Origin of the sequence: Staphylococcus sp. HMSC068G11 (assembly GCF_001815825.1) — a bacterium.
Lineage (GTDB): Bacteria > Bacillota > Bacilli > Staphylococcales > Staphylococcaceae > Staphylococcus > Staphylococcus epidermidis.
The window spans coordinates 58,642-73,975 of sequence record NZ_KV822060.1; the positions used below are offsets into that span (position 1 = coordinate 58,642).

The 15,334-nt window shown below is 30.1% G+C and carries 14 protein-coding genes; 11 read left to right on the forward strand and 3 right to left on the reverse strand.

Annotated features, from left to right (window positions below):
- The first annotated feature begins 293 nt into the window (after positions 1–293).
- From sgtB to HMPREF3058_RS02370, 5 genes are all read left to right on the forward strand, one after another.
- On the forward strand, positions 294–1,103 hold the full coding sequence (gene sgtB / locus HMPREF3058_RS02350) for a monofunctional peptidoglycan glycosyltransferase SgtB (RefSeq protein ID WP_002458542.1): 810 nt from the start codon (positions 294–296) through the stop codon (positions 1,101–1,103).
- A 278-nt stretch (positions 1,104–1,381) separates the two neighbouring features.
- A complete protein-coding gene (recX, locus tag HMPREF3058_RS02355) occupies positions 1,382–2,185 on the forward strand; it encodes a recombination regulator RecX (protein ID WP_002491509.1) in 804 nt (267 codons plus the stop codon).
- Positions 2,178–2,492: a YfhH family protein gene (locus HMPREF3058_RS02360; protein ID WP_001830430.1), complete on the forward strand. Its 315-nt coding sequence runs from the start codon at positions 2,178–2,180 to the stop codon at positions 2,490–2,492. Before recX ends, HMPREF3058_RS02360 begins: the two co-directional genes overlap by 8 nt.
- 15 nt (positions 2,493–2,507) lie before the next feature.
- Positions 2,508–4,025 (forward strand): ATP-binding cassette domain-containing protein, encoded by a 1,518-nt coding sequence (locus HMPREF3058_RS02365; RefSeq protein WP_002491542.1) that lies wholly within the window; start codon positions 2,508–2,510, stop codon positions 4,023–4,025.
- Between the two features lie 8 nt (positions 4,026–4,033).
- Positions 4,034–4,849, forward strand: coding sequence for a hypothetical protein (locus HMPREF3058_RS02370; protein ID WP_002458541.1), 816 nt, complete (start codon positions 4,034–4,036; stop codon positions 4,847–4,849).
- Between the two features lie 196 nt (positions 4,850–5,045).
- Here HMPREF3058_RS02370 and HMPREF3058_RS02375 read toward each other — a convergent pair whose 3' ends face one another.
- The gene (locus tag HMPREF3058_RS02375; protein WP_002447429.1) at positions 5,046–6,020 is read right to left on the reverse strand and encodes a metal-dependent hydrolase; all 975 of its coding nucleotides are present in this window, start codon (positions 6,018–6,020) and stop codon (positions 5,046–5,048) included.
- Positions 6,021–6,199: 179 nt separating this feature from the next.
- Here HMPREF3058_RS02375 and mutY point away from each other — a divergent pair, with 179 nt between their 5' ends.
- The 3 genes from mutY to HMPREF3058_RS02390 all read left to right on the forward strand — a co-directional run bounded on the left by mutY (position 6,200) and on the right by HMPREF3058_RS02390 (position 9,870).
- Positions 6,200–7,243 carry an A/G-specific adenine glycosylase gene (gene mutY, locus HMPREF3058_RS02380; RefSeq protein ID WP_002487334.1) on the forward strand — a complete coding sequence of 348 codons (1,044 nt, stop codon included), beginning with the start codon at positions 6,200–6,202 and terminating at the stop codon, positions 7,241–7,243.
- 106 nt (positions 7,244–7,349) lie between these two features.
- Entirely contained in the window at positions 7,350–7,892 is a 543-nt protein-coding gene (locus HMPREF3058_RS02385) for a nucleoside tri-diphosphate phosphatase (protein WP_001830384.1), read from the forward strand.
- Between the two features lie 241 nt (positions 7,893–8,133).
- Entirely contained in the window at positions 8,134–9,870 is a 1,737-nt protein-coding gene (locus tag HMPREF3058_RS02390) for an ABC transporter ATP-binding protein (RefSeq protein ID WP_002447427.1), read from the forward strand.
- Between the two features lie 159 nt (positions 9,871–10,029).
- Here HMPREF3058_RS02390 and HMPREF3058_RS02395 read toward each other — a convergent pair whose 3' ends face one another.
- Together HMPREF3058_RS02395 and HMPREF3058_RS02400 are read right to left on the reverse strand one after the other, a co-directional pair.
- Positions 10,030–11,124, reverse strand: coding sequence for an FUSC family protein (locus HMPREF3058_RS02395; RefSeq protein ID WP_002487302.1), 1,095 nt, complete (start codon positions 11,122–11,124; stop codon positions 10,030–10,032).
- Between the two features lie 306 nt (positions 11,125–11,430).
- A complete protein-coding gene (locus tag HMPREF3058_RS02400; protein ID WP_002490301.1) occupies positions 11,431–12,720 on the reverse strand; it encodes a glutamate-1-semialdehyde 2,1-aminomutase in 1,290 nt (429 codons plus the stop codon).
- Between the two features lie 80 nt (positions 12,721–12,800).
- Here HMPREF3058_RS02400 and bcp point away from each other — a divergent pair, with 80 nt between their 5' ends.
- The 3 genes from bcp to perR all read left to right on the forward strand — a co-directional run bounded on the left by bcp (position 12,801) and on the right by perR (position 14,760).
- A complete protein-coding gene (gene bcp, locus HMPREF3058_RS02405) occupies positions 12,801–13,259 on the forward strand; it encodes a thioredoxin-dependent thiol peroxidase (RefSeq protein ID WP_002447424.1) in 459 nt (152 codons plus the stop codon).
- 2 nt (positions 13,260–13,261) lie between these two features.
- On the forward strand, positions 13,262–14,212 hold the full coding sequence (locus tag HMPREF3058_RS02410; RefSeq protein ID WP_002491500.1) for a phosphoglycerate dehydrogenase: 951 nt from the start codon (positions 13,262–13,264) through the stop codon (positions 14,210–14,212).
- 95 nt (positions 14,213–14,307) lie between these two features.
- Complete coding sequence (gene perR / locus HMPREF3058_RS02415; RefSeq protein WP_002487349.1) at positions 14,308–14,760, forward strand: peroxide-responsive transcriptional repressor PerR; 453 nt, start codon at positions 14,308–14,310, stop codon at positions 14,758–14,760.
- Positions 14,761–15,334 lie beyond the last annotated feature (574 nt).

Below are 15,334 nucleotides of genomic sequence, written 5' to 3' on the forward strand. Positions count from 1 at the left end.
CATTATTATGATTTTAAATTATTGATTAAGGCTGTTGTTAAAGTTTTTGACTTTCTCAACAGTCTCTTTTTTATGGCATCAAATAAATGATTAAAAACTGAATTTTGACAGGTAAATGATATCTTTTAAATGACAACTTGAGTATAAATGAATAAATTATACTTTTGACTTTACTTAAGTCTTAAAATTACTGCTACACCTTGGGACTGATTTTTTAACTTAACTATAGCTAAACGGTTAAACAATTGGTAAACTCACTTTAAAAGGGTGAGTTTGAGAAAAGGAGAAAACCCATGAAAAGAAGCGATAAATATACGGCTGATTATATTGAACAACATTATGAGTCTCAACGACCTCATTACAATACGTATTATCAACCAATAGGGAAACCACCGAAAAAGAAAAAAAGTAAAAAAATTTTCTTAAAAGCAATTATCACTATATTAATTTTATTGATTATATTTTTTGGTGTCATGTACTTTATTTCTTCAAGAGCAAATGTAGATGATTTAAAATCAATAGAAAATAAAAGTGATTTTGTTGCTACCGAAAATATGCCTAACTATGTAAAAGGCGCATTTATTTCAATGGAGGATGAGCGTTTCTATAAACATCATGGCTTTGATATAAAAGGAACGACAAGGGCATTGTTTTCAACTATTAGCGATAGAGATGTGCAAGGTGGAAGTACAATTACGCAACAAGTTGTAAAGAATTATTATTACGATAATGAACGATCCTTTACAAGAAAAATCAAAGAATTGTTTGTAGCGCGTAAAGTTGAAAAGCAATACAGTAAAAATCAAATTTTAAGTTTTTATATGAATAATATTTATTATGGTGATAATCAATATACTGTAGAAGGTGCTGCAAATCATTATTTTGGTGTAACGGTAGATAAAAACAATTCAAATATGAGTCAGATTAGTGTGTTACAAAGTGCCATATTAGCAAGCAAAGTAAATGCGCCAAGTGTGTATGACGTAAATGATATGTCGAATAATTACATCAATAGAGTTAAAACCAATTTAGAGAAAATGAAACAACAAAATTTTATTAGTGAATCACAATATCAAGAAGCTATGTCTCAACTTGGAAATTAAACGACAAACAAATAAAGATGATATAAATATATTGGTATTAGTTTATAGAAGCAATACTTTTATTAACTATTTAATGATGATGTTGTGTCAATCTTTTAAAACATTTTGAGTCGATAGCTAAATAAATTTGAAGGAGTAGGACAGGATGAAATCTGTTTTACTTCTTTTTTATTGCATAAAGTAAATATATAAAATTCAAAGTCTTTTATGAAACATCTAATGATGTGTAATAATATATGTAAGAAAAAACGTTTGAATATAGAAGTAGGGATAGTAAAATGCCAAAGGTAACTAAAATAGAAGTACAAAAAAAGAATAAAGAACGCTTTAATCTCTTTTTAGATGGAGAATTTGAAATGGGAATAGATATTGATACACTAGTTAAATTTAACTTAAAAAAAGATCAAATACTTGAACCGTCAGATATGCAGAACATTCAAGAATATGATTACTACCGTCGAGGTGTTAATCTCGCAATTCAATACTTGTCTTATAAGAAACGTACTGAAAGAGAAGTTATACAGTATTTAGAAAAAAACTATATTCAAAGTAATGCTATTCAAGATGTCATTGACTATTGCTATAAGGAAAAGTTTATTGATCATGAAGATTACGCAGAAAGTTTAAAAAATACCATGATACATACTACAGATAAAGGGCCAGAAATATATAGACAAAAACTCTACCAATTAGGTATTGAAGCTACGATTATTGAAAAATATGTCAAAGCATATGAACAACAACAACCATTAGATGACGTTATTAAAGTTGGTAAAAAAGTGATGAAGTCTAAAAAAGGCCCTGAAGTAAAGGTAAAGCAAAAAGTAACACAGTCACTTCTCCAAAAAGGATATAAACTTGAAACGATACAACTAGTTATGAATGAAATAGATTTTTCTCAAGACGAAGAAACATTAGACCATTTATTGCAACGTGATTTAGAGAAAGTCTATAATAAAAATTGTAAAAAATATGACAGTGATAAAAGTGTTATTAAAACCATAGAGGCACTTATGAGAAAAGGCTATAATTATGATAAAATTAAATCTAAATTAGAAGAAAGTGGTATATCGTATGAATAAAAAGAAAATGAGTGAAATGTCCGAGCAAGAACTTAGACATGAAATACAATTATTTAAAGAAAAAATGCGTAAAGCAGAGATGAATGGCATTATGAATGAATATGATGTTTATCAAAGTAAAGTGATTATAGCAGAAAGCTATCTAGTGGATCGCAATAAAATTGAACCTGGAAAAATCTATAAACTCAATGATGGTAGTAAACAGTACTTTAAAGTAGAACGACTCAAGGGTGTATTTGCATGGGGGTTTAGAATAAACAGTAGTGAACCTGAGGAAGGTCTACCATTAGCATTATTAAAATTTTAGAAGGATGTATAATTGATGGGAAGCTCAATAGTTTTAAAATTACTCAAGGTAACACATTACTATAGAAATCATAGTACAAAAAAATGGTATCGACCATTGGGTTATGATGCCGAGGACATCAACCTAAATAATGTTTCTTTGCACATTTATCAAGGTGAAGCATTAGGTATAATCGGTGAACCTGGATCTTCTAAAACTTTGATTGGTCGAATTTTAAGTGGTTCAGTGAAACCTGATAAAGGTAAGGTTGTTCGAACTAAAAACTTGTATTTCGGTGATATTGATGATCGAAAGATTAATAATTTAACTGTGAGCCAATATGTGAGCGAACTCGTACAACTTTTTCCTTATGAAGTAACTGAGCATAAAGTTGAACAAATTATTCATTGGGCACATTTAGGTGATCACATAGAGGAAAAGGTTTCTAATTTAAGCGAAAAATCATACGCACAACTTTTACTTAGTATTGCACGTTCTTCAAAAAACGATATTATCATCTTAAATCACGTTTTATCACATTTAGATGAAACATTTATAGAAAGAGCTTCCATTTTATCAACAGATTATATTGAAGCAAATAAAACTCTAGTCTTAATCGATAATGATATAGAAAAGATAAGTAAAACAAGCAACTACATAACATGGGTATCACATGGCCAGATACGCAAGGAAGGTTCTCTAAATCAGGTGTTACCAACTTTTAGAGAACATGAAAAAGATCGTAATAGTTTAAAATCAGAAATGGAAATTGAGAACTTTGATTATGATTGGAAGAAGAATCGATCTCGGATTCCTGAAATGACTTATAATTTCAAAAGAATAGAACGTTATAATCATGCTAAGCCACCAAAATTTCTAGTGAGATTTTGGACATTATTTGTCAGCTTTTTGATGGGGCTTGTTTTAATGACTGTACTTTTCTTTAATAACTTAGGTATGGTCAAACTAGGGAATATTAATACTCAAGCATCCATACAGAATCAGAATAAAGATACTTACGAAGAAAAACTTGCATATGGATTAGCATTAGATGGATCAGTTACTTTAAACGGGTCTAAAGATTTAAAAGTACCTAAGTATAGTTTAATTACAATTACTGGTGAAAATAACAAAAGGTACCGCGTCGAATTGAATCAAAGGACATATAGTATTAGTAAAAATCAAGTGTTTTATTTCAATCCAGCTGGGTTATACGAATCTCATACTTTTAAGAAATTATCACCTTATATAAAATCAAATTATAGTACTTACGTAGAGTACTTTAACAGTCACTTACATCAAAAACATGATAAAGTAACAGAAACGCTTAGACCTGATAAAGATAAACAGTATGTTGTACCGATAACGCAACAACCTATAAAAATGATATTTGGTGATAATGATAAACTGTCTGGATTTGTTATTCCAATGACAAATAAAACGGAATTGAAAAAAACATTTAATATCACGAAAGATGTATGGATTACTAAAAATGGAAGCGGTTATTTTATCGCTGACATGAAAGAAGAAAAATGGATTTATATTGAATTGTAGGTGTGAAAATGATAGATAATTTAATTGTATATATTAAAAACTTACCACATCTTTTTAGTTTTTGTACTCAAAGGCTTAAGCAAACATGGAAGTGGTTTGCAATTAGCCTAATTATAGGACTAGTAATTATTCTAGCATTAGAAGGATTTTTTAATTTTAACCATACTACTGATATTGTTCAAGTGCGTTGGTTATTCAGAATTTCATCACTCATCATATTCAGCATAATTATACAATCTATTTATATAGCTTATAAGTACTATATCAGAGATTTCGTTGTCATGAAGTCATTTCATATATCTGCTGTCACACCTACTATAGTTATAGCGATGTTAGGTTTAATAACAATACTTATTCTGGGTATAGTTATTATTATCCTTAAGCCTGTGAATTTTGAAGCATCAATACTTTCATTTTTATATTATTTAGTAATTATAGCCATTTTTATCAGTGTGACTTCGATAATGTTGGGCTTACTGAATTATGCAATTAAACATGTAAAACTGATATTTATTATAGTAAGTGCTATCAGTTTCTTTATGGTTCCAATTACATACATCCCTAAGACAAATTTAAATGTGATTAATCATATTATGATGTTAAATCCTCTGTATTATTTCGTAAATGGTAGTTCGCAAGCAATAGTATTTGGTACAGTCAGTATGAGCAATTTACCTTATCATTTATATATTATTATTTTAATTGGAATCATGTGTGTGATTAATTATGCGCTTGTGCGTCACATAGCATTTGATAAATATCAAAGCCAATCTAACCAAAAGAGTTATTCAAAAGAGAAAAAGAATAAAGAAAAGGAACGTTGAAACGTAAATTTAGATAAATAAATAGTTCAATAAAGTGTACGATATTTTATTAAATTAAGAATGCCTCAGACATCAATTAAAGTCTGAGGCATTCTTAATTTATAAGCAGTCGATGGCTAAATTGAAATTCTTTCATATCAAGTTTTCTCCAATGTTAGCATCGTAGTTAATACGAATTTTGTAACACTCAAATATATTATGAAAATAATTTACGTTGTAATTTATCTTCGCTAAATACCCACCCAATATAAGAGTGATCAATTTCATTTTCATGTGTTAAATGTGCAATAGCTACAAAAGAATAACGACCTTTATTTAAGTATCTTAAATCCATAAGTCGAATTTCCGTTGTGCCATCATCTAATGGCGTAGTTTGCCAACGATAAATTGAAGAAAAGTTTAAAAATGTATAAATATCTTTATTACCTTTAACTTTCCATAATATCGAATCAGGAGTCATAGACTGGCGTTTAACTTTATCAGTGAAAACTACATTTTTCCATTTGGAAACACCGACATAATCATGCTTATCTGTTTGTATTGCGACCCGCCATACATGAAATTTCATTGTTGGAGCTACGAATACTTTTACTGGTGTATGCGATTGCTCAATTTTTTGAAGTGCTTGTTTTCTAATTGCTGCTTGCATCTTAAATCTTACAATATAATAGCCTATGAGAATTAATATGATTGGAAAGAAAACAATATATGGATGAATACCTAATATCCACAATAAGACACCGATACTTAAAATAATAAATATTATCGGATCAAAGGTATTAATCACGCTTAATTGAATCCATTTGTTAGTTATGGGACGCAATGCTTGAGTACCATAAGAATTAAAAATATCTACAAAGACATGTAAAAACACTGCTAGTTGTGCCCACAACCATACATGTAAGGGGTTCGTGTGACTAAATATTACAAATATAAAAAATGTAATTAATATAGGCCATAATATTGTAAAAGGTAATGAATGTGTAATTCCTCTGTGATGTGAAATATATGTCGCATTATCCTTTAGTTTCAGTACGGTGTCACCGTCTGGTATTAAAGAACCTGCGATTAAAGTCGTCGCAGTAGCAGCAAATGATCCTGCCATAACTGGATCTTGCGTTGCTAAAGCTGTAAGACCCACACCCATAACGATATGTGTGGCTGTGTCCATAATTGCTCACTCTTTTCTTCTTTGTTTAATATATATTATAATCTAAAAGTTGAAATAACAAAATTAACTTACTTTAAATAAACATATACTAAGTAATGTAATATAGAGTCATGTTAAAGTTAACATAAGAATGCTTTTAATAATACATTCTTATGAAACTAATAGAGAGGGAAGGTTTTATGTATCTAGAAAATTCTTTTAAAAAAGATATTGAAGATTGGTTTCATAAAAATCAAAGAGATATGCCTTGGAGAGAAACGACTAATCCTTATTATATTTGGCTAAGTGAAGTGATGTTACAACAGACGCAAGTAAACACTGTTATAGATTACTACTATAGATTTATACATAGGTTCCCTACAATTCAGTCGTTGAGCGAAGCTAGTGAAGATGAAGTGTTGAAGTATTGGGAAGGTTTAGGCTATTATAGCAGAGCGCGTAATTTCCATACTGCCGTAAAAGAAGTTAATAATAATTATGATGGTGAGGTACCATACGATCCTGAAACATTTAAAAAGTTAAAAGGTGTGGGTCCATATACTCAGGCGGCGGTCATGAGTATAGCTTTCAACCATCCTTTAGCAACTGTCGATGGTAATGTTTTTAGAGTATGGTCACGATTAAACAATGACTATCGTGATATAAAGTTACAGTCTACTCGAAAAGCATTCGAACAAGAATTACACCCATATGTGTTGAAGGATGCGGGAACATTTAATCAAGCGATGATGGAGCTAGGGGCGTTAGTATGTACTCCAAAATCACCATTGTGTTTGTTTTGTCCTATTCAAGAACACTGTGAGGCATTTCATATGGGGACTGCACAAGAATTACCAGTGAAAACTAAAAGTTTAAATAAAAAAAACGTTGAGCAAAAAGTTTTTCTGATTCGTAATGATAATGGTCAGTATTTACTTGAAAAGCGTAAAGAAAAACTTCTTAACGGTATGTGGCAATTTCCAATGAGAGAACAAACAAATGCAAACGATGTGATATCTGATGATTTAGGAAAAAGAATCGAAACAATTAACGAACCAGTATTTAAATTAAAACATCAATTTACCCATCTTACATGGGATATTGAAGTATACAATGTTACAGCACCTCTTAATATACAGGAGAATGATTTACCTCAACAAATGACGTGGTTTAATTTAGATGATAGGGATCAGTATACATTTCCCGTACCAATGGATAAAATATATAAGTTTATTGAAGGTTAATTTATAAACATCAATCTCATATGCCACTTATAAATGATAGGTTAATCAAGCATATTAAAATATGATATAATCTAAATGGTTAAATACGATAAAGGTGGTGTGGAGTATGGTAAAGGAATCCATACCTAAAGAAGGAGAAAATATTAAGATTCAAAGTTATAAACATGATGGTAATATTCATCGTGTCTGGTCAGAAACCACAATTTTAAAGGGAACAGAACATGTGATTATTGGTGGTAATGATCACACTTTAGTAACTGAAAGTGACGGGCGTACATGGATTACTCGAGAACCAGCAATTGTATACTTTCATTCTGAATATTGGTTTAATGTTATTTGTATGTTTAGAGAAGATGGTATTTATTATTATTGTAATTTATCTTCGCCTTTTGCATGTGACGAAGAAGCTTTAAAATATATTGATTATGATTTAGATATCAAAGTTTATCCGAACGGAAAATATCATTTACTTGATGAAGATGAGTACGAGCAACATATGAACCAAATGAATTACCCTCATGATATCGATATTATTTTAAGAAGAAATGTTGATATTTTACAACAATGGATAGAACAAAAAAAGGGACCTTTTGCTCCTGACTTTATAAAAGTATGGAAAGAACGTTATAAAAAAATTAGAGATTATTAAGCAAAATAGATGTAAATAAGATTAAAATAATTTATATTGTAAAAGTAATCTATAAAAATTCATAAATGAAGTGTAACAACAATGATAATTTGTTAGTTCATCTTTCTAACTTAATATCTGATAGAGTGTCTTCGTGTATTAGAGGTTGAGACATTAACATTTGTATCTTTTATTTTTAAAGTGTATACAAATGCAATGTGCCAACCTCTCTTCATTTTCAAATTATTAGGAGGGAAGGCGCATGATAAAACGATATTTAAAGTTTGTAAAACCTTATAGATATCGTATTATTGCAACAATTATAGTAGGAATTATTAAATTCGGTATTCCCATGCTCATACCTTTATTGATTAAATATGCTATAGATGGCGTGATTAATAATCATTCGCTTACAAATCAAGAAAAATTTAGTCACCTTGGTGTAGCAATAGGAATTGCATTATTTATATTCTTAATTGTTCGTCCGCCGATTGAGTTTATTAGACAATATTTAGCTCAATGGACAAGTAATAAAATACTATATGATATTCGTAAACAATTGTATAATCACTTGCAAGCACTAAGTGCTCGATTTTATGCAAATAATCAAGTCGGTCAAGTCATTTCAAGAGTGATTAATGACGTCGAACAAACAAAAGACTTCATTCTTACTGGATTGATGAATATCTGGCTTGACTGTATAACGATTATTATCGCACTTTCTATTATGTTCTTCCTTGATGTAAAATTGACGTTTGCTGCTATTTTTATTTTTCCATTTTATATTTTAACTGTTTATTTTTTCTTTGGAAGATTACGTAAACTTACACGTGTGCGCTCACAAGCTCTAGCAGAAGTACAAGGCTTCTTACATGAGCGGGTTCAAGGAATGTCTGTTATTAAAAGTTTTGCTATTGAAGACAATGAAGCGAAAAATTTTGATAACCATAACAAAAACTTTTTACAACGAGCATTCCAACATACAAGATGGAACGCGTATTCTTTTGCTGCTATTAATACTGTTACAGATTTAGGTCCAATAATTGTGATTGGCGTGGGTTCATATTTAGCAATTACCGGGTCGATTACTGTCGGAACTCTAGCAGCATTTGTCGGTTATCTAGAACAATTATTTGGACCACTTAGAAGACTAGTATCTTCATTTACTACACTTACACAAAGTTTTGCATCTATGGACAGAGTATTTCAATTAATGGATGAGGATTACGACATCAAAAATGGCATTGGAGCACAGCCAATTAAAATCAGTGAGGGTCAAATTGATTTAAAACATGTGAGTTTCAAATATAATGAAAATGAAAAAGAAGTATTACACGATATTAATTTAACAATTAACAAAGGTGAAACTGTAGCTTTTGTAGGTATGAGTGGTGGTGGAAAATCTACTTTGATTAATCTTATACCAAGATTTTATGATGTGACTCAAGGTGAAATACTTATCGATCATCATAATGTTAAAGAGTTCCTAACTGGTAGTTTGAGGAATCAAATAGGCTTAGTACAACAGGATAATATTCTTTTTTCTGATACTGTTAAGGAGAATATTTTGTTGGGTAGGCCTGATGCGACTGATGATGAAGTCGTAGAAGCTGCAAAAATGGCGAATGCCCATGATTTTATTTCAAACTTACCGAATGGATATGATACTGAAGTAGGGGAACGTGGAGTTAAATTATCAGGTGGACAAAAACAAAGGTTGTCAATTGCACGTATCTTTTTAAATAATCCTCCTGTTTTAATATTAGATGAAGCAACAAGTGCATTGGATTTAGAGAGTGAAGCAATTATTCAAGAAGCACTTGATGTTTTAAGTAAGGATAGAACAACATTAATTGTTGCACATCGTTTATCGACAATTACTCATGCAGATAGGATAGTTGTAATGGAAAATGGTCGAATTGTTGAGACTGGCACACACCAACAATTAATTAATAAACGCGGTGCATATGAGCATCTTTATAGTATCCAAAATTTATAAAACACATATAACATTGAAAATGCCTGAGACTGTTATTGTCTCAGGCATTTTTGTACTGTTGGCAGTTATTAAAAATAAGAACTATTTTACCTATAGTCAAAACTGCTAGCTAGAAGAATTTCACTGATTAATACAATAAAATTCTGAGTTACCTTTTTATTATAAGTCAAAGTCCTCCTCTGAAATGTCTATATCAGTATCAGAACGGTGATAGGTAAAGAAACTTAAACGGATGCGATCTAAGTGTTCAAGTTGATATCTGTATTCTTCAATTTCAGCAATAATTTGCATCATATTACTATAAGAATATTGCGTCTGATGTGGGTTTTTAATTAATTCTTGCTGAAAAGCATCCATCAAGTTTTTCTTCTGAGGATTGTCAACTTCATAATCTAGTTGAGTGACATCATATCTAGCTTTTTTTGATAAACTCTTAAATATTTGTTCATGTAAAGTAACTAATGAATCAAGTTCTAATTTGATTTGTAAAAGTAATTGATTATTTAGTTGATATAAATCATTTTGATATCGTGACATTCGTTTTAGCACTTCATATGCTTGTCTAGTCGTTCTAACTACTTCTCTAAATAGTATTTTTTTTCTATTTTGTTGATAAATATGTTTTTTTGTTAATGGTCTTTCTTCATTGTAATAGTCGAAAATCTTTTCTAATTTATTGATGCGTGAGTTTAGTTGATCACCATCCTGTTTAATATTATGAAATTCTGATGTGTCATTGAGTACAAGTTTAAACCACACAAATATATCAGAAGAAATATTCATTGAATTATAATAAATTTTTGTTTCAAACTTAGGAGGTAAAAAAATTAGATTGACAATAGAAGAACTCAATACACCAATCATCACTAGTACAAATCTAAAAAATGCAACAACATAGAAAGAACCAGTATGTTGCCCCATAATTATAAGAGCAGTTACGCTTGCAAGTGTTGCTACATGAGCTAGATTAAATTGGAACAAAATTGCAATGAGTAAAATAACGGTAACACCCATGATAATGAAATTATTACTGAATATCGTTACCATTGTTACTGCAAGTAGTGCACCAATCACATTACCAATAGCTTGTTCAGAAACAGTTTTGATTGAGCGATAAACACTCGGTTGCATGGCAACTACTGCACTGACACCCGCTAACGTTTTTAGACCAATATTATCAGGAAGTAAAGAAGCGATAGACATAGCTAAGATAATGGCTATACCAGTTTTGAAAATCCGAGCTCCAAGTCTCAAATTAAATGCTCCTTTTAATTATTTTGAGTAAAAATAATACTCTTATTCATTATTGTTATACACCCCTGAACTTAAATAATCAAGTTTATCTATATGCAATTTGGTTTTTAGATGCAAAAAGTTAAGAAATTAAGCCAATAGTTTTATTTTGTACTTTAAAAACTATTAAATTTTATGAACTATCATAAATTTTGCTCAGGAAAAGTGAAAACGTAAATTTCAATTAAATTTTCAACAGTTAATCCATAATTGAACATAAAAAGAACTTGAACACATACTTAAAGTGTCAAGTTCTCATACTGTAGGTTATTTCATTTTACTAAATGCATAATCAGCTGCTTCTAGTGTGCGATCGATATCTTCTTCAGTATGTTCTGTAGTTAAGAACCATGCTTCAAATTTAGAAGGTGCGAGATTAATGCCTTGGTTCAACATTAATTTAAAGAATTGAGCGAATGCATCTCCATCAGAGTTTTCAACTTGTTCATAATGCGTAACTTTTTCATTTGTGAAATACAATGTCAGTGAGCCATAGATTCTATTTATTGTTGCTGTAATTTGATGCTTATCTATTAATTTTTGTAACCCTTCTTCAAGACGACGTCCTAATTGATTAAGTTTATCATAAACACCTTCTTGTTCAAGTACCTCTAATAAAGCAATACCTGCTCTCATTGATAACGGGTTACCGGCCATTGTTCCCGCTTGATAGGCTGGACCTAGTGGTGCAACGTGCTCCATAATATCTTGTCGACCACCATAGCCTCCAATTGGTAAACCACCGCCAACAATCTTACCAAAAGCTGTGAGATCTGGTTTAACATTTAACAAATCTTGAGCTGCACCATAATGGAAACGAAAAGCAGTGATAACTTCATCATAGATAACTAATGTTCCATTGTCATGAGAAATTTTATTTACTTCTTCTAAGAAGCCTGGTTGTGGCATAACCATCCCAAAATTACCCACAATCGGCTCTACTAATACTGCTGCAATATCGTCTTTCCAATAATCAATAGCTTCTCTATATGATTCTATATCATTAAACGGTACTGTAATAACCTCTTGTGCAACACTTTGGGGGACACCAGCAGAATCCGGAGAACCAAGTTGAGAAGGTCCACTTCCAGCTGCCACTAAAACTAAATCAGAATGACCATGATAAGAACCTGCAAACTTAATAATTTTGTTTCTTTTAGTATAAGCACGAGCAACTCTAATTGTTGTCATAACTGCTTCAGTACCAGAGTTTACGAAACGGATCTTTTCTAAAGAAGGAACTGCTTCTCTAAGTTTTTTTGAGAATTTTATTTCTAATTCAGTAGGTGTACCATAAAGTACACCTTTTGCTGCTTGATCTTGGATAGCTTCGGTGATATGTGGATGTGCATGACCAGTTATTATTGGTCCATAAGCTTGTAGATAGTCGATATATTTATTACCATCTACATCATATAGGTAAGCACCATGACCTTCTTTCATTACTACTGGTGCTCCACCACCTACTGCTTTATATGACCGTGAAGGTGAATTCACACCTCCTAAAATATATTCATTAGAAAGTTGCTGAAGACGTTCGCTTTCAGTAAATTTCATATCTATCAACCTCTTTTTATTTAATATTTTCAATTAATATCGTATCATAAAATCAACACAATTAAGAAATAGGTGAGTATATGATTAGTAAAGGTGAACAATTTCCTTCTTTTTCTTTAGAAAATCAAGATGGTAATTTTATTTCAAATGAAACAATTAAAGGTCGTAAAACAATTCTTTATTTTTATCCAAGAGATAATACACCAACGTGTACTACTGAAGCTTGTGAATTTAGAGATCACATTGAAGATTTTAATCAACTTGATGTAGATATATATGGAATAAGTGCAGACTCTAAAAAGAAACATCAAAATTTTATAAAAAAACATCAATTGAATTTTGACTTACTTGTAGATAAAGATTATCTACTTGCTAATAAAGTTGGAGTTTACCAATTGAAAAAATCATTTGGTAAGGAGAATATGGGGATTGTAAGAACAACATTTATTCTCGATGAAAATGGTAATATTATTGATGTAATTGAAAATGTAAAGGTAAAAACGCAAATTGAAACAATAAAAAATATTCTGGAGGGTTAATTTTGAAAATTGTTAGCTTAAATAGATTAAATGAAATAGAAAATGAATTAAGAAAACAATTTCCAAACGAAGAATTTAAATTTTATGACAAAGCTATAAATATCCCTATCAATGATAGAAAAACTATGGACATTTTAATAGGTTATGATGGCAAAATAGATCGTCACTTTATCGAGCATTGTATCAACCTTAAATGGATTGGATGGTTTGCAACTGGTGTAAATAATTTACCGTTAAATTACATTAAAGAGCGAGATATCATTCTAACAAATGGTAAAGGTATACAAGCTAAACAAGTGTCTGAATATATAATGACATTCATTTTGGATGATTATAAAAAAATGAAAACTTCCTATAGAAATCAATTAGAAAAAAATTATGACTCCAGAATTACTGGTAAAAGATTAAACGAGGAGACATTATTATTCTTGGGAACTGGTGCGATTGCACAAAGGGCTGCATATTTAGCGAAAGCCTTTGGAATGAAAGTGATAGGGGTAAGTAAGTCAGGAAAAAATGTTGAACAATTTGATGAAGTTTATACAATTGAAGAGTTAGATAATGTTATTGAAAGGGCGAATATTATTGTTAATGCATTACCTGAAACAGAAGAAACAATTTACTTATTAAAAAGAAAACATTTCATACAAATGGACAATAATGCCTTATTTATAAATGTAGGAAGAGGAACAATTGTTGATGAGGAAGTGCTCATCAATGTACTCAAAGATCGATTAATTAGACATGCTTATTTGGATGTTTTTGAAAAAGAACCACTTAGTAAGGACAATCCTTTATATGATTTAGATAATGTGACTATAACTGCTCATATTACAGGTAATGATTATAATAATAATAGAGAAGCTACGGATATTTTCAAAAAGAATCTTGAGCATTTTCTCAATAATAATAATGTAATTGAGAATAAAGTAAACTTAGATTATGGTTATTAATTGAAAACAGCAGGTATTTATTGACATTTATTTATAGCAACAGTTATATTAATATTAAGTAATAATAATTATTATTTAGAAAGATGGTGAAAAAAGTGAGTGCGGAACTTGAATCTATTAATCATGAACTTGAAGAGTCAATTGCGTCATTAAGACAAGCGGGCGTTCGTATTACACCCCAAAGACAAGCAATTATGCGCTATCTTATATCTTCACATTCACATCCAACAGCAGATGAAATATATCAAGCACTTTCACCTAAATTTCCCAATATAAGTGTTGCTACTATCTATAATAATCTAAGAGTATTTAAAGATATTGGTATAGTCAAAGAGTTAACATATGGTGATTCATCTAGTAGGTTTGATTTTAATACACATAATCACTACCACATTATATGTGAAAAATGTGGTAAAATCGTTGACTTCCATTATCCACAATTGGATGAAGTAGAGCAATTAGCTCAACATGTAACAGATTTTGATGTTACTCATCATCGGATGGAAATATATGGAATATGTAAAGATTGCAAAGAAGAAGAAAATTGATGAAAGTAAGTTCATAGAAGCAAAATAAAAATTTAGTCATTATTGATACTTTTGTGAAGTTTTATTGAGATAAAATAATGATGAAATAGTATGATTGTTTAGCAATTTCATATAATTAATCGCATATAAGTAGTAGGGGTTGTAATAATTTGTACAGCCTCTTTTTTTTACATAAGACTTCGTTTTGCAGATGTACAAAACGAAAGTATTTACACTATATAATTATAATGTACTATATGTAGATATATATTCACTCATTAAGTAAATTTTAACTTAAAAAATCAACAATAAATATTGACGTTACGTTTATATCTTGATACTATATAAAAGTCGTCAAAAGCAGTTTAATTAATTGAAAAGAAAAAGTTAAGAACTTTAAAATTCAGTTAACAAAGTGTAATTTTGACTATTGAAATTAAAAGTAATACATTATAAAATGTTATTTGTTGAATTAATTAAGAATAAACAAGAAATAAAATAAAAATTAATTCTTGACTTAATAAATTTCATTTGTTACAATTAAGTAATGTAAGTGTTAAAGAACATTGAAAACTGAATGACAATATGTCAACGT

Excerpts from the sequence above, each read along its gene's own strand:
- HMPREF3058_RS02370 (WP_002458541.1), top strand. The coding sequence starts at position 4,034 with ATGATAGATAATTTAATTGTATATATTAAAAACTTACCACATCTTTTT.
- HMPREF3058_RS02375 (WP_002447429.1), bottom strand. The coding sequence starts at position 6,020 with ATGGACACAGCCACACATATCGTTATGGGTGTGGGTCTTACAGCTTTA.
- HMPREF3058_RS02360 (WP_001830430.1), top strand. The coding sequence starts at position 2,178 with ATGAATAAAAAGAAAATGAGTGAAATGTCCGAGCAAGAACTTAGACAT.
- HMPREF3058_RS02390 (WP_002447427.1), top strand. The coding sequence starts at position 8,134 with ATGATAAAACGATATTTAAAGTTTGTAAAACCTTATAGATATCGTATT.
- HMPREF3058_RS02385 (WP_001830384.1), top strand. The coding sequence starts at position 7,350 with ATGGTAAAGGAATCCATACCTAAAGAAGGAGAAAATATTAAGATTCAA.
- mutY (WP_002487334.1), top strand. The coding sequence starts at position 6,200 with ATGTATCTAGAAAATTCTTTTAAAAAAGATATTGAAGATTGGTTTCAT.
- HMPREF3058_RS02400 (WP_002490301.1), bottom strand. The coding sequence starts at position 12,720 with ATGAAATTTACTGAAAGCGAACGTCTTCAGCAACTTTCTAATGAATAT.
- sgtB (WP_002458542.1), top strand. The coding sequence starts at position 294 with ATGAAAAGAAGCGATAAATATACGGCTGATTATATTGAACAACATTAT.
- recX (WP_002491509.1), top strand. The coding sequence starts at position 1,382 with ATGCCAAAGGTAACTAAAATAGAAGTACAAAAAAAGAATAAAGAACGC.
- bcp (WP_002447424.1), top strand. The coding sequence starts at position 12,801 with ATGATTAGTAAAGGTGAACAATTTCCTTCTTTTTCTTTAGAAAATCAA.
- HMPREF3058_RS02365 (WP_002491542.1), top strand. The coding sequence starts at position 2,508 with ATGGGAAGCTCAATAGTTTTAAAATTACTCAAGGTAACACATTACTAT.